The sequence below is a fragment of the Arthrobacter pascens genome (assembly GCF_030816475.1).
Lineage (GTDB): Bacteria > Actinomycetota > Actinomycetes > Actinomycetales > Micrococcaceae > Arthrobacter > Arthrobacter pascens_B.
Map to the genome: position 1 here is coordinate 2,923,881 of NZ_JAUSXF010000001.1, position 25,163 is coordinate 2,949,043.

Below are 25,163 nucleotides of genomic sequence, written 5' to 3' on the forward strand. Positions count from 1 at the left end.
GGCAACACGCCGGGCGGCGCCAAATCCCCGAATAAAGGGCTGCCTGCTGTCAACCGGTCATTCCCTGTTTTCCGGGGGCAGCGCGATCTGCACTTTCCGCGCCTTGCCGCGTCCCACGATATAGCCGCGGCCCGGGATGAAGTCGGGGCTGACCCGTCCCAGCGAGGTGTTGAGCAGGCTGTCCCCCTCGATATCGCCAGGGTTGATGAGCAAGCCGCGGCGGCCGGATTTGAACGGCTGCGACAGGGACCATGCGGAGGACCAGGTGGACGTTTCGGACTCCCCGATAACCCACTGCTCGGCCTTGATGGACGCGGCCACCAGCTGCGCCACCCCTGATTCAGCGACCGTATCCGTGAACTCGGTCAGTCCTTCGATGAAGATGGCCAGTTTTCCCGGGTTCCCTGAGGAATGCTCAGTCAGGTCCTCCACGACGTCGGACAGGTCATCGGCTCCGACCACCGAACGGTTCCAGATGGGCAGCGAGGCGACGGCGGAGCGCCGGGAGCCGATATAGATCAGTTCCGCCTCCGGGTTGGACCTCCGGAGCGCATATGCCAGCGTCACCAGCGCCACGGTCCGCCCCGCCCCCGGCGGACCCGCCAGGAGCAGCGGACCCTTGGCCATGATCTCGGCTGGCTGAAGGTTTTCGTCGTCGACGCCGATCACCGGCAGCTCCGGCCTCCCGGCAGGAAGCACATCCAGCTCCACCTGTTCCGGCAGGCGTTCTATCCCCGGCGCCCTGTCCAGTCCCTGCCGCACCATCGCTTCGCTGAGCTTGTGGACTTCGCGGGCCTGCAGCGCCAGGTTCGAGTTGCCTCCCAGCACCGCCAGCTGGACTTCGAGGCCGCCCAGCAGCCCGCGGCCGGGAGGAGACGAACTGCTGAGCACGTCCTTGGGGACGTCCATGGACAGATAGTCGTCCTCGGACGAGAGGCGCAGCACCAGCCGGCGCTGAATGGACGCAAGCAACGACGCCGGAACGGCGTTGGGGCGGTCACCGGTCACCACAAGGTGGATGCCGAGGGGACGGCCGTCGGTTGCCAGCTGAAGGAAGATGTCCCAGAGCGCTGACAGGCGGCTGTATTCATACGTTTCGCGAAAGGCGGACATGCCGTCAACCAGCACAAAGATCCGTTTTTCATCGGGCCGGCCGGCGAGCGTGCGGTAATCCACGATGGTCGAGGCCCGCACCTCTGCGAACCGGGATGAGCGCTCATCGGCGATGTCTCGCAACAGGCGCAGCAGGCGTCCGACGCGTTCCACGTCGTCCCCGTTGATGATCTCGCCGACATGCGGGAGCTCCTCGAGCATCTTCAGCCCGGAGGATCCGCAATCGATGCCGTAAACGTGCACGGGGCCGCCGCGCGGGGTGACCGCTGCTGCAATGGCTATCCCGCGCAGCGCTGCCGATTTCCCTGACCCGCCGGTGCCGTAGATGGCCATGTTGCCGTCTTTGTCCGGTTCGTAGAACACCGTGGGCTGGTCCTGCAGGGCCGGATCGTCCGCGACTCCCAGGAGCAGCCGTTCGTCGGTCCGAGGATTGGGCAGCTTGGAGAGGTCGTAGGTCTTGGCGAGCTCGTCCAGCCAGGGCTTCCGAGGTGGGCGGATGTTGAGCGACTCGGCAGCCCTGACAATGTTGGTGGTCATCCGGGCGATGTCATTGGGCCCGGCCGGTTCTTCCGTTACCGGTTGCTGCGGTGCAGGCAGGTCCCAGCTGGGTCCGGACCCGAAGGCCATTTCCACGATGTCAACCTGGGGCCGCTGCGGTTTTTCGGTGGTCCAGCCGCCGACGTAGCCGGTCTGGAATCCCTGGATCCGGCCGGGACCGGTCTTTGCCGCGCCGCGGCCCGGGATGGACGGATCGAAATACGCCGCATCCGGTACGCCCAGGATGTCCGTGGCATCTTCTTCGTCGGCCATGCGGAGTGCCACCCGGAGGTTGGTGTTGGCGCGGAGGCTGTCCTTGATCACGCCGGCGGGGCGTTGGGTGGCAAGGATCAGGTGGAGGCCCAGGGACCGTCCCCGGGCGGCCACGTCCACGACGCCGTCGACGAACTCAGGCACTTCGGTAGCCAGCGCTGCGAATTCGTCCACGATGATGATCAGGTAGGGCGGCGCGTCCGGATCAGCCTCACGCTGCAATGCCAGCAGGTCCTTGGCTTTTTTGCGGTTCAGCAGGTGCTCGCGGTAGCGGAGTTCGGCCCGGAGCGAGGTCAGGGCCCGGCGGACCAGGTGCTGGGAGAGGTCAGTGACCAGGCCTACGGTGTGCGGCAGATGGAGGCAGTCGGCGAATGCCGCTCCGCCCTTGTAATCCACGAACAGGAAGCTGACCCGGTCCGGGCTGTAGGCAGCGGCCATCCCCATGACCCAGGACTGCAGGAACTCGGATTTACCAGCGCCCGTGGTGCCGCCCACCAGGGCATGCGGGCCCTCGTTCTTCAGGTCAAGGTAAAGGGGTTCGATGCCTTTGGAGCCGACCAGCGCGCGCAGCGTCCCGTTGTCCTTGCGGTTGGCCACCGCCGTCGTGTGTACGGAGTTGTTTTCCGTCCAGCGTTCCGCCACGGCCTGGGGGTTGTCCAGGAAGTCCTTCCCGATCAGGGTGGCGTAGGACACCGCGCGGGGCAGGTCCGAATCGTCGTTGACAGGCTTGCCGACGTCCACCACAGGCGCGAGCATCCTGGCCAGCTGGGCCGCGAGTCCGGCGTCGAGGCTTTCGCAGCTCACCGGATAGCTGTGGCGGCCTAGCCGGACCTGGCCGGTGGTGGTGCCGTGATCGCCGTCCACCACCATGAAGTCCCGGCAGGCAGCAGGAAGCGCCTGGATATCGGTGGCCACCCACATCACGTGGACGCCGGAATCCGGGCCGCGTTCCGCGAGCCGGGTCAGCCTGCCGCGGTCAACCGGCGCGTCGTCCTCAACGATGACCAGGACGGCAGGAACCACCGGTGCCGGGATGTCATCCTTGGCCGGATCGATGTTCGGCCTGAGGTCCGGTCCCGACCGCCTGGCTAAGGCTTCCCTGGCGTCCAGGAGGTCCTCAAGGCGGGCCAACAATGACGTTCCGCTGGCGGAGCCCGCGGCCAGGTGGTCCCCGCTGAGCGGGCTGTGGCCTGACCCTACGTGCGGCAGCCACTGGAGCCAGTTCCAGCGTTCCCTGGACTGTGCGGAGGTCATGGCCGTGACAATTGCCTCGGCCGGCGAATGGAGTCCTACGAACTGCAGGACCATGCCCCGGGCAACGTCGTCAACGAGGCCGCGCGCCCCGGCCACCCCGAAGGATCCGGCCGTGCGCAGCTGGGAGACAACAGGCACACCCTCAATATCCTTGAACTGCTTCAGGCAGTCCTGGATTTCGAGCATGTGTTCGACATGGGTTTCATTGCTTGCCGGCTCCTCAAGGATGATGCGGGACGGCGCCGTGCCCAGCCCGAACCGCAGGCCCAGGAAACCGGCATGCTCGGGGCGGTGGGTCCAGAGCAGCGGCCCGAGTTTGTAGATCGAATCCACGATGTCGCTGACCGATGGCGCTTCCTGCAGGCGGACGGCGCGTTCCACGTGCTGCAGTTCGGTGATGTCATGCCGGAAGGCGGCCATCGACTCCCGGAAGTGCTTCAGCTGTTCCTTCTGCTGGCGTTTGGTCTGCATTTTGTGGTCCACGTAGTGCCCCACAATGAACAGCGGCATCATCATCATGAACACCACGGAGAGCAGGTTCCCGGTGACCCCGAACATGATGCCACCCATGAGCAGCGGCGCCATCAGCATGATGTACGGAAATGGCTGGTGTTCGGGCCGTTTCGGTCCGGCAGGCAGCATCCGCTTGGGCGTATCGAAGCGGGGTACCACGCGTGGTGACCGGTTGAAATCGACAAGGGGCGACGACGGCGCTGCCGCATGGTTCCGTCCCAGCGGAACCACTGTAACGGTGGTATCGCCCAGGGTCACAGTGTCCGAGGAGTTCAATGTGGCGCGGGTGACCGGGAGGCCGTCCATCAGCAGCCCGTTGGCCGAGTTGGTGTCCACGATCTCCACGGTTTCGCCCACGGTGATGCGGGCGTGGCGTTTAGACGTCATGGGATCGGAGAGACGGATGTCCACGTCCCGGTCCCGGCCGATGTAGCTGGTGCCGGACGGAAGCGAGAACTCCTGGCCGACGTCGGGCCCGGAGAGAATGCGCAGGGTGGCAGCAGCAGGGCCCCGGTTGGCGCCGGGCACGTCAAAGTGGTCGCTAACCTGGGTCAGTGAGACCACGGAGCCGGGGCGCAGGCCCGATTCCAGCAGGTTGTCCGCGCGGGTCAGGACGTTGCCCCGCATCCCGCCGGCCACGAAGGCCTCGTCAATGCGCAGGGACAGGTTGTCCGGCACCGGGGTCCCTTTCCGCTCCGGGTCCGCGGCCCATAGCTGCGCGGCGATGTCCGCCACCGTTGCGAGTCCGTCCACGGTGACCGCAAGGTCCTTCGTTTCCGCCGGCTCCCGGCGCAGTGTCAGCCGTATCCTCATCCTTCGTCCGCCCCGCGCATCTTTTCCAGGAGGTGCAGGTCCGCCGCGGTGACCAGGTGTGAGGTGACGGCATGTTCCACGAGCCTGGCACGGCGGTTAGTGGCCAGCTTGCCGCCGCCGCCGCGCAGTCCCACAACGCCCACACGGTCAAGTTTGTCGCAGACGTTGTCAAGCTTCCGGTTGAAGCGCGTGAGCGCCCAGCCGAGTGTCCTGGCGGCCGCCGCCGAGGACGGGATGGCGCTGAAGCCGGTCCCTTCGCGCCGGAGCATGGGTTCCGCGAGCGCCACGATCAGGGCCTTCTGGGAGTCGGTAAAAACCACCGGGCCGATGGTGGTGTCACCGTTACTGTCGTCGTCGCGGGCTTCCTGGCGGAAGGACGGCGTCTTGAGGTGGACGGCGAACTCGTAGGTGGTGGGGCCTGCGGTGAAGATCACGCTGGTATGGCTGAACACCAGCGGAATGCGCGCTCCGGGTGAAAGCCACGCCTGCATCCCGCCCGAGCCGTCCGCAACGGTTGCCGAGAGCATGCTGCCCACGTTGCTGAGCCACCAGATCCCGTCGTAGCGGGCCACCTGCAGGAACTGCCGGTGCAGGTACGGGTTGTCGTCCACTTCAAGGTCGCCTTCGCGGCCGATGTTGAAGACATCCTCATCTGAGGGTTCATACCACTCACCACAGAAATCTATTGCTAGATCCCCCATTTTCCGTGCCTCCTCGTTGGGCAGTTCATCATGCTTTTCCGTGTCTGCTGTGCCAGGCCGTCCTCAGTTGCGGATGCACCCGATCGAGTCGTTTTCCAGAGGTGAGGACGATCCGTCGCTCCTGACGATCATCACCTGTATGCAGGTGGGTTCTGCCGGGTTCACCGCCACCTGCGCAGTGGGATTGGGCGTGGACTGGTACTCGCCGCTGCCACCCAGTGTGTAGACCCGCCATTTGTAGGCGTCGCCAGCTTTCGGCTGCGGGTTGGTCCAGGTGAAGGTCGCCTTGCCGTTTCCGTCCAGCTTGCCTGCCAGGCCGGCGACGTCGGGGACTGTTCCGTTGTCCAGGGCATCCGCCGGGGGCTTGCCGGGCTGGTCCGTGACAGCCACCTTCGGCGCCGGCGCTGACGTTGCCAGCACGATTCCCACGATGATGGCAAGGACCAGCAGGGTGGCCCCGGTAATGGCAAGCCACAGGTTCCGCCTGCCATGGTCGGCCGGCGTTTCCGAGGCGGACGCTTCGGTCGTTTCGGCACCCGCCGGCCGGCTGATGGTGGCGTCCAGTTCGGGTTCCGCAATGCCGGTCCGGCGGGCCTGCACTGCCTGCTGTCCGCTCTGCCGGCCAGGGCCCGGCGCCGGGAAAGCAGGCCGCTGAACGGTTGCCTCCTGGAGCGGGCCGCCCTGAACCACTTCGTCCCGGGGCGCTGCATCCTGAACCTTGCCGTAGTCTGCAGCCGCCACGCTGCCGCGCAGCATGGTGGCCTGCGCCCACTCCCCTGCCGAGTTTGCGCCGTCCGGCGTGTTAGCACTCTGCTGCTCGCCGGTAGGGGGCTGGCCTGTGGAAGGCTGACCGGAAAAGGGCTGGCCGGTGAAACCTTGGCCTGTGAAGACGTGGCCGGGGAGCTGGGGCCTGGTCCGGGCGGGAAAGGTCGGGGCGCTGCCGGTCCGCTCAGGATCAATCGCGGCGATGTTCCGGACCCGGGTCTCTTCGAAGCCGTCGTCGGGGTGGTTCTCCTCCTGGCGCGGTTCTTCGAGCACCTCAAACGGAGTGACGGAAAGGTTGAGCTCGGCCTGGATCCGCTGCAGCGCCAGCGCGAAGGCGTGAGCGGAGGAATATCTGGAAGCCGCCGACTTTGCCATTGCAGTGGACAGTGCCAGTTCGAGCGATTCCGGAACGTCCCCCCGGCCAAGTCTCGGTACCGGCATGCTGGTGATGCGGGAGATGAGCTGGCGCTGCGAATTGTCGGTGCCAGGCAACACGAACGGGGACCTGCCGGCGAGCAGCGTGTAAAGGGTGGCCCCCAGCGCCCAGACGTCCACCAGGACCCCGTCGATGGCGCCGCCGGTGAACTGTTCCGGCGGGGACCAGGGGATGGACATTCCGGCGTCCTCGTCAGCATCGCTGCCCAGCGTTCCGGAAATGCCGAAGTCCGTCAGTGCCGGCCGGTTGTAGTCGGTGACCAGGATGTTTGCAGGTTTGATGTCACGGTGGGCGATGCCGGCCCGGTGGGCGGTCTCGACGGCGGACGCCACCTGGATGCCTACCGCCAGGACTTCATCCACGCTGAAGCGCTGGCGCCGGTAGCGGACGTCAAGGCTTGGCCGGGAGCAGTACTCCATCGCCAGGTAGGAGTGTCCTGCCTCGGTCACCTCGGCTTCGAAGATCGTCACGATGTACGGGTGCGAGGAGAGCTGGGCCATCAGGTTGGCCTCTGACTCGAACCTCCGCCGGGCACCCTCTGTCTTCAGGTCGGACAGCAGGACCTTGACGGCCACCTTGCGCCGAGGCCGGTCCTGCTCATAGAGGTAGACGTCGGAGAACCCGCCGGAACCCAGCAGGCTGTGGTAAGTGAACCCCGGGATGTGGGGTGGCGGCGCGGCCGGCCGTTTGGAACTCAAAGAATCTCCTCAAAGCGCAATGAGATGTCGTCACCAATTTCTGCGATGTCGCCGTCGAGCAGGATAGCCATTTCGTTCTGGGCCAGGCGCCGGGGTGGCTGGCCTTCGCGCACGAGGACGGTGCCGTTGGTGGCTTTGAGGTCGCACAGCATGACATGCCAGCCCTCGAGCCTGACCTCCACGTGTGACCGGGAAATGTCGCCGCTGGGACTGGCCACCTGCACAAGCCTGGGCATCACACCGCCCTGGACGCGGGACACGGACGGCTGCCTTCCAATGACCAGCGACTGGTCAAGATCCACCAGTTCTCCGGTCGAGACCCGCATCCGGCCCAGCCGGGGCCGTGCCACCTGGACTGCATCTGACAAAAGGGGAAGTCCGCACACGGCGCACTGTGCATGGGTGGGCGGGTTCGCGTGGCCCTGGCCGCAAACACGTGCCAGCACCCGGGGGCCGGCAGCATCTGCCGCCGGTGTTGTCGGTGCCGGATGTGCGGCCATGCCGGCGAGATCGCTTTTCATGACGGTCTGGCCGTCATGGTCTGCGTCGTCGAACCCTGCCCGATCCGCACCTGCCCCGTCCGCACCTGCCCGATCCACAGCTACCCGGTCCACGGTGCCCTGCCCCGTGGTCATGGGCCGGGGCCGGCTGCCGGGTGTTGTGGCCTGGCCCGGGGCAGGAACAGTGAACAATGGCGGTGTCTGCGCCTTCGGAACGCTGTCTCCCCCTGTCCGCCACGGGACTGAGTCGATGAGTCCGCCAGCGGCCGGTCCGCTCAGGGGCGCCGAAACGGGCCCCGCCTGCGACGAAGTCGCGCCGGGGGGAGCCGCGGCCGGCGGAGTTGCGGCCGGGGACGTGGGGAGGGCCATCGGGGCAGGCTCGATGCCGTCCGTGACCGTCGCAGCGGCTGCCGGCGGCTCGGATGCTGCTTCCACATCCTCGGGCCCATCCTCGGCGGGCGGCAGGACAGTGGCGTTGCCATCCGGCGCTTCCGGGTCCTCGCGCATCGCGGCGTCTTCTATGCTGCGCACCACTGTGCGTTCCCAGAGGTGGTCGTATGTTCCGGTCAGTTCGTGCGCAGGCATCTGGTCCGGCACGAGTACCTGCCGGGCGTGATCAGATGCGGGTTCCCCGTCCTCCGGGGTTTCGGGCATACCCGTCGGGTAACCGGCATCGTCGTCGAGGACACCGATGACCGTCTCCGCGGAGGCACCGTGTTCACCCGATGCCTTTCCCTGTTCAAACACGGGCTCCGGTTCGACCGGTTGCTTTTCGACCGGCTCTGCTTCAGCGGGCTCTGCTTCAACCGCGTGTTGTTCAACCGGCTCTGCTTCAACGGGCTCTGCTTCAACGGGCTCTGCTTCAACCGGCTGTGCTTCAATGGCAGCGCGGGCCAGGGCCATGGTCAGGGACTGCAGCAGGACCACCCCTTCCCCGACGGGGAGCTCCTGGGTGCCGCGTCCGCCTCCGGGGACGGTGAGCCGGAACCATTCAGGGGCGGCAAAATGGCGCTCCGTCCACGTGGTCACGTCGCGACCGTTAAGGTCCACGGATCCCCCGGGCAGCCCCACCGTCAGATCCAGGTCGCCGCGCAGGAAAACGCGGAGCGGGTCACGGAAGTCCACTATTCCGAACGACGGGATGCGGGCCAGCGACACACCGAAGCTGCTCGTGACCGCTGACAGTACTTCGTGGGCTTCGGGCCCGCTCTCCAGGAGTTCCCACAGCGAGCGGACCAGCGCCGATGGTGTGTCGGATCCCAGGATGACGGCCGTCCGGGACCGGACTATCCCGAGCCAGCTCCCGGGCGCGTAATTACCGGCGGCCATCCCCGGGCTCCCTGCTCTCGTCGTCGGAGGATGCTGCCCGCCCATCCGCAGCCTGCGGCCGGGGCAACGTCGTTTCTTCTTCTGCCCCCGCAGCGGTGCGGGGGGCTGTGGTGGCGGTGCCGCCGTCGTTCATCACGTTCCGGGCATCAACCACGATCACCGTGACGTTGTCCCTGCCGCCGTTGCGGAGCGCGGCCTGAATCAGTGCATCCACGGCGTCCTGCGGATCCCCCACGGTGCTCAGGATGCGGAACATGTGTTCGTCTGTCAGTTCAGAATTGAGCCCGTCGGAGCAGACCAGGATACGGTCGCCCTCCTCGACCGGAAGCAGCCAGTAGTCGGCCTCCGTCTCGTCGCCTGTACCCAGTGCCCTGGTGACAACGTGGCGCCGGGGATGGACAGCTGCCTCTTCAGGAGTGATTTCCCCGGCATCCACGAGCTCCTGAACCTCGGAATGGTCCACGCTGACCTGGGCGAACTCTCCCTGGCTCAGCCGGTACGTCCGGGAATCGCCGATGTTCATGACCAGCCAGTACGGCATGCCCATTTGTTCGACCACCACGGCGCCGGCCAGCGTGGTTCCGGCACGTGCGCCGGTGGCCTGCCGGATGGCACTGTCAGCCCTGACCAGGTACTGCTGGAGGACCGCTGCTGTGATGCTCCGCTTCCCCGTGGCCAGCTGTGGCATCGCAGCCAGGGCCCGGACGCACATGCCGCTGGCAACCTCGCCGGCCTCATGGCCTCCCATGCCGTCGGCAACGGCGAATACCGGGTCCGAGGCTATGAAGGAATCTTCGTTGAGTTCGCGGCGCAGGCCCCGGTCGGTCCCGTAGCCGTAGCTCAGGCTCAGCCCGGGTTCGTGGCCTGCGGGCGGGGAAATGCTTGCGGGGTGGGAGTTCATGCCTGTCCTACGTGGAAGGAGCGGTCACCAAAATGAACAGTGGATCCCGGATTGACAAAGGCGGGCACGCCCGGCTGGAGCGGGGTCCGGAGGCCGTCAGGGGTGGTAACCGCGCTCCCGTTGGTGGAGTTCCTGTCGGTTACCCAGATCCCGGCGCCGTCGGTCAGAAGGTGGAGGTGTGTCTTGGAGATCGTGCGGCCCGGATCAGGGACGGGCAGGAGTTGGGCCTGCAGCTCGCCTTCCCGGCCGACCGGGTTCCGCCCCACCAGAACGTTGCGGTCGAGCTGGAAGTCCCGGCCGTCGTCGAGCCTTATCCGCAGGACGGCCACCGGAACGGGTTCGCTGGTACCCCCGCGCATCTGCGTGCGGTCGTGATCGTCGTCCGGATGTTCCGGGTTCACAAGTGCCGGCGAGTCCCTCACCTGGGCCGGGTGGGGACTGATGGCCTGCGGCGCGCTGATCACCGGCGGCATCTGGGCATGAATGACCTGGGGCGCCTTGGCGGCGCCGGCTACGGGTGAGACGACCTGCTGAACCGGCGGCAGGTCCAGGGGCGCAAAACTGTAGGGACCCTGGATACCGCCGGTGCTAATCGGATTACGGCCGGCCTTGATGTCGAACATGAGGGTCCCGGCGGCGGAATCGTGCCAGCCGCGAAGCCCGCCGTTCTTGTCCCACGTGCTGGACACCACCACCAGGACAGCCCATGCGGCGCCGAGCAGGACCAATGGCCCAAGGACCAGGAGGGCGGCATCGAACCACATGAAAATGGCCAGCACAATGGCTGCCACTATCGCCAGGAGGATTCCCGCGCCTGTGACCAGGCCCCGGAGGAAGACTGCCCCGGCCCCCGGGGCATAGCCGTCCTTGTCCGCGCTGCGGATACCCATGAGCCGGTTGCCGATCGTGTTCCCCGATCGGCCCTCCACAGCCACGAGGACAAACACGTAAGCCAGTGTCAGCCCGGCACCGATTCCGCCGAACAGAACCAGTGAGCCGGTGCCGTAAACGATGAAGCCGCCGCTGTGCGTGCGGGTGATGCCGGCGAAACCAACAGTGAAGGCCACGACGAGGATGGCCACCGGAGCCAGCCAGTCGAGCACGGCGGCACCAAGGCGCTTGGCCACGGGAGCCGGACACAGCTCAAGGTTTACTGCCATTCCTGTTCCTCCCCCTGGAGCGTGACCCGCCAGCTGTTCAGGCGCCTTTTCAGGCGCCGAAGCTCTTATTGTCGGGATAGCCCGTACTACCGGGATATTACCGGGATTCCTCCCCGCTTGCTCGGCCCGCTGGTCCATCAGGGCCCTCTGCGCATGGTCGACATTGCGGACGTTGCGCGCCGCCCGGTTGGGCAGCGGAGCCCCGCAGGCCTGGCAAAAGGTGGCGCCGCTGCGGATCTGCTGATGGCAGCGCTGGCAGCGCTCGGCGTCAGTCGTCATGGTTCGTCACGGCGCCGGTCCCCGCGCAGCTTGAGGGCATTGCGGCCGTCGGCCAGCAGGGACCGGGGCGAGAACCGTGCCTGCTGCCTGCGCCAGAAACCCACTGTCCCGGTCATTTCCTTCAGCGACCCGTCAACGATGGTCCAGTACTCCCGGACCTCCTCCTCGCTGGGCTGGCCGGCACCGAAGATGGAGGCATCGGCCCGGTTGGCAAGCAGGATCGTGGTGGGCGCGGATGTGGGAAAGGCCCCGGCAACCACCGAAGCGCTCTCACGTCTGGTGGAGCGGGTGTCGATTCCGGCTCCCAGGTCAGTCGCCAGGCTGACCACTTCATTCCAGCCGCCTCCCACGCGCTGGGCAGGAGGACCGTCGGTGAAACGGGCCTTCCGGCGTCGCGATTTAAGCAGTGCGATAAGCAGGAGCGGCACGGCCAGGACTGAAAGCGGAATAAGCGCAACTCCGAGGGCACCCAGCAGCGCCCCCCAGAAGAGCCAGGGATTGTTTTTCTTCTGGTCAGCGTCCAGGGCGTCTGGGGAGGAGTCCGGCGGCAGGTCCGCCGGCTCCTGCGGCGGAGGTGGCGGCTGGAGGACCTGCGGCTTGGGCTTGGACTTGGTTTCGGGATCCGGCGGGATAGGGACGTTGTCCTTGGGCGGGGTGGGATCGAAGCTCACCCAGCCCACGCGGTCGAAGGCCACTTCCACCCAGGCGTGGACGTCCTTGCCGGTGATCTTGACATCGCCTGCACCGTTTTCCGGGCTTGTGGGGTCAGGGTAGAAACCCATCACCACGCGGGAGGGGATGCCGAGGTGGCGGAGCATCAGGGACATGGCCACGGAATACTGCTCGTCGTCGCCGAGCATCTGCTTGGCCGTCAGCAGGCTCTTGATCCTGGCGGAGCCGTGCCCGGAGACACTGGGCAGCTGGCCTTCGGTGACCAGTCCGTTGCTGAATGCCCCGTTCTTCTGGAAATGGGCCTCGATCTGGCGGACCCGGTCGGCGGCCGTGGGGGCGTCCGCCGACAGGTCGTTGGCCTGGGAGTCCACCACCGGCGGAACATCCAGCGGGTCCGGAAGGGAGATTTTCGCAAAGTCATACTGTGTCAGCTGCCCGTGCTCGAGCTTGACGGGGTCAGAGACCTGGACGCTGTAGGTATCGCCTTTGGACAGCCCCTTGGTGGTCACGGCGGTGTCCGTCCCCGAGTTGAAGTAGAGCCCGGAAGCAGCTGCCGAGGAACCCTGGTCAAAGCTGATGCCGGTGGTCTTCCGGCCACCGGGGACGAAGTAGCCCTGGTAATCCTCGATGGTGATGTTCAGCGAGTAGTCGTTGGTGGGCACGATGCTGGAACTATCAGCAAGGGTGTTGATGGACTTGGTGTCCCCCACTTTGCTGAAGTTCCCGGAGCCGTTGGGGTCCATGGTGTAGTTGGTGCCGTTGAAGGCGTCCAGTGCACCCAGCCTGACCCTGCCGTCCCGGGGCAGGCCCTTGACGGTAAAGAGCGTGTCGTCCTTCTTGTCCTTGACGAAGTTCCGGAAGCTCGCCAGCGGCGTGACGTAGTCCCTGGGGTCGAACGGCGGAACCACCACGTTCCGCAGGACTTTGCGGTCGTCGCTGGCGGTGACCAGCGGCGCCGCCAGCGCCGTGATGGACACGCTTGCCGCGATCACGGCAGCCGCCGTGCCGAGCCGGCGGATCCTGGCACGCCTGGCCGTGGAGGTATCGCCCTGGGGACTGTTGACGGACACCTTCCGCGTATCGCTTCTGCGCAGGGCATCGCGCCGGAAGGTAGCCCAGGCGATGGCCACGACGGTAAGGGCGATGCCGCGTTCAACCGTCAGGAAGGCAGCGTTGGTGCTGAAGGCGATGCCGGTGACAAACAGTGCCAGCACCGGGAGCAGCGGCCAGTAAGGCCCCTTCAGCCGCCAGATCAGGGTCCCGGCGACGAGTGAACTGAGCAATGAAGCCAGGAACGGGACAATCAGCACCCCGCCGGCCGTTCCCACAGGCACGCCGACGGTGAGCATGTCCTTCCAGGCGAACACCACACCCAGGAGCAGTGTCCTCAGCGAGTCGAGGCTGGGAAGGAACCCGGCGATGGCCGAATCCGGCACCGCGAGGGCAGTGCCGAATATAAGGTAGGCCGCCAGGGCGATCGCCGAGGTGATCAGCAGACCCAGCCGCAGATGGGCGTTGCAGGCGGCTATCGCGAGGCCCAGCAGGATGCCTCCGAACCCCGAAACCAGGTAATGGGGATCCCCGCCGAAGCTGAGGCTGAAGCCCAGGACTCCCAGCCCCAGCAGGACGGTGAGGGCAGCGGCGTCGAGCATGAAATGCCAGATCGGCTGGCCGTCCGCAAACGCGGATTCGTCCTGCCGGCGCGGCGCCCGCCGGGGACGGAGGTCGGATCCGGAGCTCACGCTGCCGCCTTTCTCAGGATGATGGCAAGATCGGAAAGATCGCCAAGGGTCAGGACGGTCAGGTCGCCGATGTTGGCCCGGGCCGGGGCGGCGCCGGGCTGGAGCCTGACGGCAAGGCTGCGGACCCCCATCGGCACTGAGGCTGAGGCGGAGCGAAGCTGGGTGGGAGTCACGTTGCTGCCCACGACGATGAAGACCACCGAGGCGTTCGGCACGGTGTCCGTGAGTGTCCTGGCAAGGTCGACGGCGGTCCGGCGCATCGGAGTCCCTACGATCCTGGTCATGTCATCCAGCATGGTGCGCCCGGTTTGGCAGCGCAGCGGGCCTGCCTGGGTGAGGATGTCCAGCTCGCGCTGATCACGGATTGCCTGGCGTCCGATCGAGGCGGCGGCGGAGATGGCCAGCTCGAATTCCTGCTCCGACCCGTACTCATCCGTATTGATGGAGAGGGAGATTGCCAGGTGGGCCCGGCGGGTTTCCTCGAACTGGCGGACCATCAGTTTGTTTGTCCGGGCCGTGGTCTTCCAGTGGATATGACGCCTGTCGTCCCCGGGCACGTAGTCGCGCAGGGCGTGGAAGGAGACGTCGGCGCTGGAAAGGTCGGTGGTCGGCATGCCTTCGAGGTCCCGGATGAAGCCCGCGGCTGATCCGGCCAGTGCCACGGTGCGTGGATGAACGTAAAGATCTTCCGGCTCGGTCCACAGGACCTGGCGCCGCAGCAGGTGCAGGGGATCTGCCCGGACGGAGCGGACAGGTCCCACGACTATGACCGCCCGGCGGGCGGTGGGAATGGTGAAGAGGTCCTCGTGGACCTGCTGCGGCTTCATCCGCGGCAGGTGGAAGATTGCGGTGGCGGCACCGACCGGAAGTTCCAGGGCGGCCGGCAGCAGCGGCCGGGCAGAGGTGTTGGAGACAGCGATGCTTCCGACGGCGCTGTCCCCCACCGCCACCCTGGTCCGGGCTAGGTCCAGGACCACACCGTAGGAGGATCGGCCCAGGATAAAGCCAATAGCGATGACGAAGAGCACGAAGGCCGCAATCGCCGCGGCTTTGGCTTCCTGCCAGCCGAAGGCCTGTCCCGCGGTCCAGAGCAGGATCGCGGCGGCAAGGACTGACCAGCCCAGGACGCTGACAACCGAGAGGACCGGCCAGGCATAGCGAAGCCAGAGACCGCGGGATTTCTTCCAGGCCGGGGCAAGAGCGAGCCCGGCGGTGCTGGTGGCGTCTTCCCAGACAGCCGATGGCCGGAGCCTGCCGGGCCGGGCGTCCCGGCGGAAGGGCTGCCGGAGTCGGTCAGCAAGCCGGTTCAACGGTGTGCCGCTGGACATATTGGTGCCTTCGTTCGCACTGAGGATGGTCTGTGTGGAGGCGTCAGGCGCTGGCGCGCTGCTGCGGCGCCGCAACGTCTGAGAGGACCCTTGCCAGGACGGCCTCAGCCGTTGCTCCGGAGAATTCGGCTTCCGGGTCCATCACGAAACGGTGCGTCCACACGACGGCGGCGAGTTCCTTGATGTCGTCCGGCAGGACAAAATTCCTGCCTTGGCCTGCTGCCCAGACCTTCGCGGCCCGGACCATTGCCAGGGCGCCGCGCACGGAGACTCCGAGCCGGGTTTCAGGGGCGCTCCGGGTCTCCTCGCAGAGCCGGGAGATGTATTCGAGCACCGCGGTGTCCACGTGCACCGTTGCTGCCAGGTCCGCCATGTCGGCGACGGCCTGGGTGGTGATGACCGGGGAGATTTCCTTGGACCTGTCCTTCAGGTTCGCCCCGCCAAGGAGCCGGACGGTTGAGGCGTGGTCCGGGTATCCGATGGAGGTTTTGATCAGGAACCGGTCCAGCTGCGCCTCCGGAAGCCGGTAGGTGCCGGCCTGCTCGATGGGGTTCTGGGTGGCCATGACCATGAATGGCCTGCCGGCCTCATAGGTGACACCGTCCACCGTGACGCGGGATTCCTCCATGACTTCCAGCAGGGCGGACTGGGTCTTCGGCGAGGCCCGGTTGATTTCGTCAGCCAGGACGATGTTGTTGAAGATCGGGCCCTTGTGGAACTCGAACTTCTGCGTCTTCTGGTCATAGATGGTCACACCGGTGACGTCCGACGGGAGCAGGTCAGGCGTGAACTGGATGCGGTTGTTGGAGCCTTGGACTGTGGCCGCAAGGGCACGCGCGAGCGAGGTCTTGCCGGTTCCGGGTGCGTCCTCGAACAGCACGTGGCCTTCGGCGAGCATTGCCGTGAAAGTCAGCCTGATGACATGCTCCTTGCCGAGCACGGCTTGTCCCACGTTGGCAACCAGCTTGTCGAAGGTGCCTGCAAACCATACGGCCTGCTCGGTTGTCATGGTCATGGAGTGAATCCTTTTCTTCTGGTTCTCGTGATGGGAACGGTCCGCAGTCCGGCAATTAGTCCAGTTCGTTGAGTGGTCAGCATCCGCCAGGCCTGGATCCGTACAAGTCCACCGTCGTGGACTTTACATACCATCCCGCTTTTCCTTCGGTCAGCCGGTACCACGGCGTACCGTTGCCATAGATGTCCTTGGTGCAGTCAATGGACAGCCTGCCCCAAGAGCGTTCCACCCAGCCGGCACCACAAGTCTTGGGGGGACCCGGGTTATACGTGTCGCTCTGATTCGGCTTGCCCGGGCAGGTCCGGACGCTAGAGGCGTCCACCTGGATCTGGGACAGGGGTGGGGTGGGGTCCGCGCCGCTGGTTGCGCTGGCGGAGTCAGACGGACCACAAACGACGGAGCAGGCCCGGACCTTGAGATCCTTCGTGGAACTCCACGCGTTGGTATCGCGGTCGTAGCGGTTCGCGAGTCCCACACTCGTCCAGCTTCCGCCTTCGTAGCTCACCTCGAAGCGCTGGATGGGCCGGCCGTTGTCCGCGGGATTGGTCCACGTCCAGTGGACCTGCTGCGTAGTGGAGCCTTGGCCCTTAAGCACTGGAGCGTTGGGCGGCCCGTACGGGTTGCCGCTACCTACGGCCTTGGCATCACCGGACACGTTGTTCTTGGTGGAGGTGGCGATGATGGTGATGGTCACGTCGGTGCCGTTGGGTAGCCCGTTGATGTTTCCGCCCGGGGCATTTATGGCGCCGGACTGGCCGCTGGATGCGCGGTAGGAGTAGCGGATCTCGTTAGACGTTGAGCCGTTGCGCTGGGCTTCGGTCAGCGGGGTGAACGTCACCGCCAGTTGTCCGCTGTTGCCTGTTGCCGCGACAGTGCCGCTGCTCACCTGGCCTGGCTTTCCGGCAGCCCTGATGGGCGCTGACGGACTGCTGGTTCCGCTGGTTCCAGCCTTGTTGGTCGCGGAGACGGTGAACGTGTAGTCGGTCTCCGAGTTATCCACCGTGACGTTCTGCGAGGTTCCGCCCGTCACCGGCTGTGAGGCGATGACGGCGCCGCCCCGGAACGTGTTGAGCGTGTAGGAGGAAACCGGGTCACCGTTGTTGTTCGGCGCAGTCCAGCTGACCCTCATCTGGCTTGTTGAGCCGACGGGCGGCGCTTGCGACGCCGTCGGGGCCGCAGGGGTGGCCGGGGCGCCGGCAGGCACCTCCGCCGCGGAATACGCGCTCCACTCCGACGGGTCCTTGGCGTCGTTCCGTGCCAGCACGCGGACCTTGTAGGCCACGCCGTTCTGGAGGCCCTTCCAGACGTAGCTGACCGCAGTCAGGTTCTGGATCTGGGCGTTCTGCCCCGGCGGTGCAGGCGAAATTTCAAGATCGTAGGACTTGATCGGAGAGCCCTTGGTTGCCGGAGCCACCCAGTTCACGGCGAGCTGCTTGTCGCCGAACTTCAGGGTGGGAGCCAGCGGGGTGTCGGGCTTGACGTCCGGCCTGACTTCCGCCGAAGCGGGCGACCTGTCGGACTCGCCGAACTCATTGGTGGCAGTGACCTGGAAGTGGTACCTGGTGTCGTTGGACAGCCCGTTCAGAGTGCAGGTGTTGGCAGGGCAGGCCTGCTGGAAGCCGGCCTCACCGTACACCGTGTACTTGGTGATCGGCGAGCCCCGGTCCGCGGGCGCGGACCAGCTAAGCAGGGCCGTGCGGTCCCCTACGCTCTGTGCCTGCGGCGTGGTGGGAGCAAGCGGCTCATCCTTGACAGTCAACCGGATACGGGCCGTCGCGTTGCGCGAGTCATCATCGGTTTTGTCGGCAACGGTGTAGGCCACAATCATGGTTCCGGTGAACCCCGCGGCCGGTGTCACGGTGACGGAATCGTCCGTAACGGCGGCACTGCCCTGCCCTGTCTCGGTGGATGCCGAGAGGATCTTCAGCGCGGATTCCGGGAACGGGTTGGAGTCGTTGGCCAGGACCTTCACAGTGACTGGTTTTCCGGCCGCCGCATTGGGTTCCAGGTCGTCGTTAGCCACCGGTTTCGGCCTGTTGGAGGCGGTAACTGACAGCTTGTACGTGGCAGTTGCTTCCAGGCCGCGGGAGTCCTTCGCCTTGACCTGGACCGCCCCGGTCGCGCCGGAGCGGCTGCCGTCGGTGGCGGAAACCTTCAAGGACTTGCCTTCAATGCTGGCGTTGAAGCCCGCAGGCGCGCCGCCCACCAATTCGTACTGCATCCTCTCGAGATCGTCGCGGTCCGGATCCGCGGTCAGCTTGCCAAGATCGGTGCTGGCCGTATCCCCCTTGGGCACGTCGACGTCCGCGCCCAGCAAGGTGGGCGGGTTGTTGCGATTTGGATCGGGCAGCACCTTGGTGCGGATACTCAGCGTGGATTTCAGGCCGGCGGGATCATCCGGGCCGGTGCCGTCCGTCACCTCGAAACTCAGGGAACCCGGACCCACGTAGTCCGTTCCTGCAGTGTATTTCAGGGCGGTGCCGTCCCCGGAAACGGGGTCGCTCCCGTCCGAACCGATGAGCTTGATCCGGTCCGTCTGGGTCAGGCGGGCTGAGCGCCCTTCGCGGACCTTCACCCACTCGTTCAGGTTCAGCGTCACTGACTGCCCGGCAATGACCTCAACCACCTCGTCCTTGGCAAGTGTGGGCACCTGCTGCCCGATGCCCGGGACCCAGATGATGGCCGTGGACTTCAGGCCGTCCACGTCTTCCACGGTGTACGGGATCAGCTGCGGCTGCTCGGTCAAGTCCACGATCATGTTTCCGTCGGTGCCCGGACGGGCTGTGGTGGCCTCGGTGCTGATCTTCAGGTTCTCGCCCACGCCGTCGGGGTCTTCATCGTTCTTCAGGACAGGTACATCCACGGCGGTCTTGCCGAGGGTCTGGGCTGAGGTGACCCTGTCGTCCCGGGCAATCGGAGCCTGCAGCGGGACCTCGTTGTCCACCACCACGCGGATAGCCGCCTGGGCGGAAGCGTCACGGTCGTCGGCGATGGTGTAGCGCACGTTGACGGTCCCGGCCGCCCCGGGGGCCAGCAGGATGATGCGGCCGCTTGCCTTGCTGACGGTGGCCTGCAGGGCAGGGTCCGCTTCGATGCCGTCGGTAAGGATCCTGATCGGGTCGCCGTCCGGATCGGTGTCGTTGCCCGTTGCGTCGACGGCGATCTGCCGGCCCGGACGGACTTTGACCTCGTCATCCACGGGCGTGGGCTTCTGGTTGGTGTCGCCGCGCGGGGCGATGCCTACCGTCACGGTTCCGCTGTTCACAGCGCCCTGGCGGTCCACCACTTTATAGCGGAAGGAGTCGGTCCCGGCTCCGTCGCCGGCGGCGGTGAAGTCGATGAAGTTGCTGCCGACGGTGGCAGTTCCCATTGCGGGCGTACTGTCGATGCCCGTCAGCTGCACGGAGTCGCCGTCGGGATCGATGCCGTCCAGCGGTACAGGGATGCGCACCGTTCCGCCGGCCACGACGCGGGCGGTGAGGTTCCTCGGCTGGGGCCGTGAGTTCTGGGCTCCTTCAAGCGGCAGGATGTGGATGGTCACGGCGGCGGCGCTCTTCTGCCCCTGCGGGTCCACGGCGTTGTAGATGGCCCTGACGGTCTTGGGCTGGGGCCCGGCTATGAACCGCAGGGTGTTCTCGGACACGAAGCTCTTGCCGTCGGCCTCATCCACTGCCTGCGGCAGGACGGGGTCAACTGTCAGCTTCTCACCCTGAGGGTGGGTGTCGTTGTCCAGCACCGGAATGGTCACGACGTCGTTGACGCGGACGTTCACTTCGTCGGGTTTGGGCTGCGGCGCCTCGACGACGGCGGGAGCCGGGACCGGGACCACGGAGACGCTGCCGGTAGCCGACTTCGTGCCGTTGGACATGGTGTATTCGAAAAGGAAGGGATCCTTGGTGCCCAGCACGTCGGTGATCCGCAGCACGCTGTGGTCGATGACGCTGACGGACGCGGTGGTGTTGTCCGGAAGCTTCACTGACTGCAGGACCAGGACTCCGCCGGAGGGATCGGAGTCGTTGGCCAACGGATCCAGGAGCACGCTGCCGCCCACCGGCATCAGGGCGACGTCGTGCACGGCAACGGGGTCTCCGCTGTCCTTGCCGGACTCCACATCGACACGGATGAGGCCCTGGCTGCTTTGCGGACCGTTGCTGGCAATGTACGTCAGATAGACGGGGCCGGGGGTGGTGCTGCGGAACGTGAAGGTCCCGCCGTCGGTGACGGGACCCAGCTCGGCGGTGCCGCTGGCTTCCACCTGGGCCAGGCGCAGGGCACCGCCGTTGGGGTCGACATCGTTCTTCAGCGGCGCGATCACCAGGTCCTGCCCCGCCACTGCCGTGACGTGGTCGGCGTTGACAACCGGTGCGAGGGCGCCCGGTGGCTGGACGTTCACCACCACCTTGCCCGTGACCGTGGCGCGGCCGTCCCAGATGGTGACGGTAACGCTCTTCTTGCCCGCGGTCGCGCCGGAGTCCTGGAACGTCAGCAGCCCGTCGCGCCGGACCTTGACCTGGTCCTGGTCGTTGTCGGCCTTGGCGTCCATCAGGACCAGGTCGTCGCCGTCGGGATCCACCCAGTCGGTGAGGATGTTCTGGCTGACGGTCTTGCCCTGTTCAACCAGCATGGTGGTGGCGTCGCCGCCGCGTTTGAACTGCGGCGGACGGTTTTCGTCCGGGCCCACCACGCTGAGGGTAACCTGCCCGCCGGCGGACAGGCCCCTGCCGTCAGCGGCGTTGTAGTCGAAGGTCTCCGTGCCGGGCTTGGCATCAGCCGGGACGGAGATCTGGAAAGCAGTCCCTCCATAGATGCCCTCAAGGGTGCCCGCTTTGGGACCGGAGTTGCCGACGGCGGCTGTCAGGACGTCGCCGTCGGGGTCGGAGTCGTTGTCCAGCACGCTGAGGACGGTGGTGCGTCCCGGCCGCGCGCCCACCGCGTCCGGTTTGGTTTCCGGCGGCCGGTTGGGCTTGGTGCGGTCCGGAAGCACGTTGATGGTGTTGTTGTCCGCGGACTCCTGGTCCTGTTCATCGGACTGGTTCTTCGGCGGGACGACGTCGTCCCAGTTGTTCACGAGCTGCATGTTCTGGTTCACCAGCCACACGTTCCCGGAATTCACGTCGTTCAGGACCACCAGATCACGGTTGACCCGGAAGACATATGACGGCGACGCACTCGCCTTGGGCACATCGACGTTCTTGTCATCGGCGTCGTTCGTGCAGTCGCGCACATACTTGTTGGCCCCCGACCAGGCAGCATGGACGCACCCGCCCAGCTGCACGGGGGCGGCCGGTACGCCCTCGCCGTCGAACGTCACTGTCTTCGCGGTGGAACCGTCCAGCGGCTGCTCCAACAGGGCCTTTTTCGTCGAGATTGCGACGAAGTCGCTGGCAGGGCCGCCCTGCTGCAGCCTGGCGTCGCCTGCGCTGGCAAGCTGGAGCCGCTTGCCACCGGGAAGGAGGAGCCTTCCGTTCGCGGCGTCGAGCACCACCGGCTTGTCCCCGACCACCGTCATCTGGAGGTCACCGGCGCCCTTGAGGTCAGACCAGGTGCTGGACTCCGACGACGTCACATCGCCATTCGCGTCCACGGCCGTCACTGTCACTACACCGGATTTGGGGTCTGCTGAATAGATCCGGTTGTCAGCTCCCACCGCTGAGACCAGGCCCTCCGAGCCCACCATCACCGGTTCGCTGGCTTCCCGGTCAAAACCGTTCACGGTGGAGGGTGACACCGCCCAGACCTTGCCCGAGGCCGGATCCGTCACCGAGATGACCTCGGAACCGAAGCTCACATCCGCTGCCCCCGGCAGCTGCTTGTCTCCGCCCAGGCGCATGTTTGCAGGAGAAACCTGGTTCAGGGTGGAGCCAGTCTTATCGTCCACAAAGACATTTCCGGCGTTCTGGAGGATATCGAACGTCGTACTGGCCGGGGTTACCGCACCGTCCAGGACACGGGACGGATAGTTCAACCTCCCCACGGCATTCTTCGACTTACTAACAACCCACACGCCGCCGTCGTTCAGGTCCACCTCTGTGGTCTTGAATCCCGGGTACAGCACTGCGCCGGTTATCAGCACCACCGCCGCCGCCCCGAAGGCAGTACCTGATATGAGTTTGTTGTGTCGCTTCTTCAGCCCAAGCTTCCCCAGCAGCGTTGTCACAGCGTCATTATTCCCTTGAAATCACTGCTGCCCTGACGGCAGCAACCTAGCCCCCGGCGCATGCCGAGGGCAGTGAAATTCCGCCACTCCCCCATAGAGACGCCGGAATAATCCTGAACGGCAGCTTACCCAGAGCCGCATCCGCCCGCGATGGGGAGCACTCCCCACCAGGCAAGATGGCGCCGTACGTCGACTATATCGTCATAGACCAACAACTGGATAAACCCCTGATCCGTTCAGGACCCCGAGGGGGCCGGCTCAGCCCGGGATCAGGGCAGCCTCAGTCCAGGATCAGGCCCTTACCGCGCCCCCGCGCCAGCCGGACAGGATGGATCTCACCAAAGCCGCGGACGTTTTCGGCGGGTTGTGGCAGCAGCACGAACCTTTCGTCCTGGTCCAGGGCGGTGGCAGTCATGGAGTCCACGAGGACAGTTCCCGGATCCGCGAGGGTGGTGAGCCGCGCCGCGAGATTTACTGTTGGGCCGTAGATGTCCCCGAGCCGGGACAGGATCCGGCCCCAGACCATGGCCACCCGCGCCTCCGGCAGGATCTCATCCTCGGTGAAGGCCTGCGCCAGGGCCAGGGAGATCTCTGCGCCTGCTGCGGGGGTTTCGGCTATGTAGAGCACTTCGTCGCCTACGGTTTTGACCAGCCGGCCGCCGCCTACGGAGATGATCTCCGCGCATTTGTTCTCGAAGCGCTGGACCAGCCGGGCGAGGGTTTTTTCGTTCATCCTCCGGGACAGGCTGGTGTAGGACACGAGGTCGGCGAAGCCCACGGCGCGCGCCAGGGGCAGGGGTGCGTCATCCTCATCACCTTCGCGGCCTTCTTCGCTGGCCTGCAGGCCCGCCTCGGCCCGGACGGCCAGCCGTTGGACGCCGGCGTTGAGCTGGCGCCGCCAGGAGTAAACCAGCATGTCCTCAAGGGCGTCCACCAGGGCCGGAAGTTCATTGACAAGCCTCTTGCGGGCCACAGCATCGCTGACACCCTGCTCGTGGACCATGTCCTCCACCAGGGCCTCAATCTGCCAGACCACCATGCGGTCCGTCATCTGGCCGATGGACCGGGTCACGGAAATCGCAGCCTCTTCGGTCAGCATTCCGGACCGGACCAGGTCAACCACAGTGGAGAGCGCGGCCTGGTCACGTTCGGTGAAGGCGACGTCCTCATCGCCGAAGTTCGGAAATCCGAGAGCGCGCCAGAGCTTGCGGGCCGAAAGGAGCGAGAGTCCCGCGCCGGCGGCAACTTCGCGGCGGCGGAGCTTCCGCTCGCCGCCCAGCAGCCGGGCTTCGAGGGCCTTGGCCGCCAGTCGTTCCGCTGAGAGCGTGCCGGTGGCCGGGTGCGCTGAGGCGGGGTGCGCTGAGGCGGGGTGCGCTGAGGCCGGGGGGGCTGACACCGGGTGGGATGAGTCAGCGGCTGGAGCCAGCGTGTCCGTCTGCTCCTGTTGGTCCTCATCGTTCATCTCGTCCACCTTCTCTCAACTCCCACGGCAAAGCTCCCCCGCTGTGGTCGGTCATGTCACCCGTCCCTGGTTCCCCGCGCTCCGGAAGCTCGTCGATGGCGTCCAGAACGAAGTCCCGGAACCGGACTGCTTCCGGCGCGTCCTGAAGGATGACAACGCCCTCGTATCCGGTCTCCAAGGATATATTCCCTGACCGCAATATGCGTTGCAGGACCGACTGGTGGACCGTGACGCCGCGCACGGCCGCCAGGTTCACCTGCTGGTCCCGCCGCCGCAGCATGCCGTACCGGGCAACCACCCTGCGGCTGGTGAGCGTATAGCGGGTGCCCTGCCACCGCAGCAGCCGTGGCAGGCAGTATGCCAACCATATCCACGCGGTGGCGAGCACGCACCCCGTGACCAGCCAAGGCGACCACGCCGCGGACACAGCAGGCACGAGGCGGGTGGCCTCACCGCGGATGATCCAGGCGCTGGCAAATGCAGCGGCAGCCGGGGCCGCAATGAAGGCGGCTGCTGCGCCAGCCAGTTTCCTCGGCTGCGGGCGCGTCGTAACGATGACCTGCTCGCCCGGAACGAGGTCTTTACGCATAACCGCCTTCGCCACCCTGGCCCGGCGGGGTCCAGGGGCGCAGGTGGACCACGTCACCGGCCGTGACAACATGTTCGCGCCCGTCACTGTCCACCACCAGGAGCGAGCCGTACTCATCAAGCCTGGAAGCACGCCCGATGATCTCGTGGTCGCCGGGCAGCTGCGCCCGCACCGGCTTGCCGATCGTCACCATCACTGCCTCCACCCGTTTGTGGAGCGATGGGCCGCCGGCCAGCCCGGCGGCGGGATCGCCGTCGGCGTTGCAGAAACTGCGGTAGAGGACTGCGAACTGGGAGAGGTAGTTCTTGAGCAGCAGGGTGCGGTCCACGGTGCGCGGCTGTTCCAGCGCCACGGACGTCGCTGTCGGGACCGGAAGGTCATCCGAACTGAGGGTGACGTTCAGGCCCGTGCCAAGGATCACCGGCGGCGCCGAACCGTCAACCATCGGACCCAGCTGGGCGAGAATCCCGGCGATCTTGCGCCCGCGGACCAGGACGTCATTGGGCCACTTCAGCTCGGCCGGTATGCCGGCGGTCTCCAACAGCATCTCCCGGAGCGCCAGGGCAGCCAGCAGCGACAGCCAGGAATAGCTGTGAGTGGGAAGGGGCCTGCCCTCGGCATTGGCGGGCCGCAGGACAACGGAGACGGACAACGAACTCAGGGGAGGCGCCTCCCAGCGCCGGTCCAGGCGTCCGCGGGCAGCCGTCTGGTATTCGGCGGTCAATACGGACAGGTCAGGCCACAATGCAGGTTCCACCGCCGCCGAGCGCAGGAGGTCTGCGTTGGTGGAGCCGGTAGAGTCCACGACAATAAGTTTGGAGATGCCGGTGGCAGTGAGAAAATCCTGATCCGCCAGGGCTCCGCGGTTCAACGGGGCCCCCTGGGCGTGCACGTCATCCATAGTTGAATCCTATCGACTCGGACCC

13 protein-coding genes are annotated in these 25,163 nt (G+C 66.1%); all 13 read right to left on the bottom strand.

Annotation, left to right across the window (positions count from 1 at the left end; genetic code table 11):
* Positions 1 to 57: 57 nt before the first annotated feature.
* The 13 genes from QFZ40_RS13465 to QFZ40_RS13525 all read right to left on the bottom strand — a co-directional run bounded on the left by QFZ40_RS13465 (position 58) and on the right by QFZ40_RS13525 (position 25,138).
* The gene (locus QFZ40_RS13465; protein ID WP_306904962.1) at positions 58 to 4,503 is read right to left on the bottom strand and encodes an FtsK/SpoIIIE domain-containing protein; all 4,446 of its coding nucleotides are present in this window, start codon (positions 4,501 to 4,503) and stop codon (positions 58 to 60) included.
* On the bottom strand, positions 4,500 to 5,204 hold the full coding sequence (locus tag QFZ40_RS13470; RefSeq protein WP_306904963.1) for a hypothetical protein: 705 nt from the start codon (positions 5,202 to 5,204) through the stop codon (positions 4,500 to 4,502). The genes QFZ40_RS13465 and QFZ40_RS13470 overlap by 4 nt, the downstream gene beginning before the upstream one ends.
* 63 nt (positions 5,205 to 5,267) lie before the next feature.
* Positions 5,268 to 7,103 carry a serine/threonine-protein kinase gene (locus tag QFZ40_RS13475; RefSeq protein ID WP_306904964.1) on the bottom strand — a complete coding sequence of 612 codons (1,836 nt, stop codon included), beginning with the start codon at positions 7,101 to 7,103 and terminating at the stop codon, positions 5,268 to 5,270.
* Entirely contained in the window at positions 7,100 to 8,932 is a 1,833-nt protein-coding gene (locus QFZ40_RS13480; RefSeq protein ID WP_306904965.1) for an FHA domain-containing protein, read from the bottom strand. The genes QFZ40_RS13475 and QFZ40_RS13480 overlap by 4 nt, the downstream gene beginning before the upstream one ends.
* The gene (locus QFZ40_RS13485; protein WP_306904967.1) at positions 8,919 to 9,833 is read right to left on the bottom strand and encodes a PP2C family protein-serine/threonine phosphatase; all 915 of its coding nucleotides are present in this window, start codon (positions 9,831 to 9,833) and stop codon (positions 8,919 to 8,921) included. Before QFZ40_RS13485 ends, QFZ40_RS13480 begins: the two co-directional genes overlap by 14 nt.
* Entirely contained in the window at positions 9,830 to 11,272 is a 1,443-nt protein-coding gene (locus QFZ40_RS13490) for an RDD family protein (RefSeq protein WP_373427433.1), read from the bottom strand. Before QFZ40_RS13490 ends, QFZ40_RS13485 begins: the two co-directional genes overlap by 4 nt.
* A complete protein-coding gene (locus QFZ40_RS13495) occupies positions 11,269 to 13,596 on the bottom strand; it encodes a transglutaminase domain-containing protein (RefSeq protein ID WP_306906923.1) in 2,328 nt (775 codons plus the stop codon). Before QFZ40_RS13495 ends, QFZ40_RS13490 begins: the two co-directional genes overlap by 4 nt.
* An 86-nt stretch (positions 13,597 to 13,682) precedes the next feature.
* Positions 13,683 to 15,014, bottom strand: a complete 1,332-nt coding sequence (locus tag QFZ40_RS13500; protein ID WP_306904969.1) for a DUF58 domain-containing protein — start codon at positions 15,012 to 15,014, stop codon at positions 13,683 to 13,685.
* 43 nt (positions 15,015 to 15,057) lie between these two features.
* On the bottom strand, positions 15,058 to 16,029 hold the full coding sequence (locus QFZ40_RS13505) for an AAA family ATPase (protein ID WP_306904970.1): 972 nt from the start codon (positions 16,027 to 16,029) through the stop codon (positions 15,058 to 15,060).
* A gap of 76 nt (positions 16,030 to 16,105) precedes the next feature.
* Positions 16,106 to 22,186 carry an Ig-like domain-containing protein gene (locus QFZ40_RS13510; RefSeq protein ID WP_306904972.1) on the bottom strand — a complete coding sequence of 2,027 codons (6,081 nt, stop codon included), beginning with the start codon at positions 22,184 to 22,186 and terminating at the stop codon, positions 16,106 to 16,108.
* Positions 22,187 to 22,466: 280 nt separating this feature from the next.
* Entirely contained in the window at positions 22,467 to 23,648 is a 1,182-nt protein-coding gene (locus QFZ40_RS13515) for an adenylate/guanylate cyclase domain-containing protein (RefSeq protein WP_306904974.1), read from the bottom strand.
* The gene (locus QFZ40_RS13520; RefSeq protein ID WP_306904976.1) at positions 23,638 to 24,237 is read right to left on the bottom strand and encodes a PH domain-containing protein; all 600 of its coding nucleotides are present in this window, start codon (positions 24,235 to 24,237) and stop codon (positions 23,638 to 23,640) included. Before QFZ40_RS13520 ends, QFZ40_RS13515 begins: the two co-directional genes overlap by 11 nt.
* Positions 24,230 to 25,138 carry a biotin--[acetyl-CoA-carboxylase] ligase gene (locus QFZ40_RS13525; protein ID WP_306904977.1) on the bottom strand — a complete coding sequence of 303 codons (909 nt, stop codon included), beginning with the start codon at positions 25,136 to 25,138 and terminating at the stop codon, positions 24,230 to 24,232. Before QFZ40_RS13525 ends, QFZ40_RS13520 begins: the two co-directional genes overlap by 8 nt.
* Positions 25,139 to 25,163: the final 25 nt, after the last annotated feature.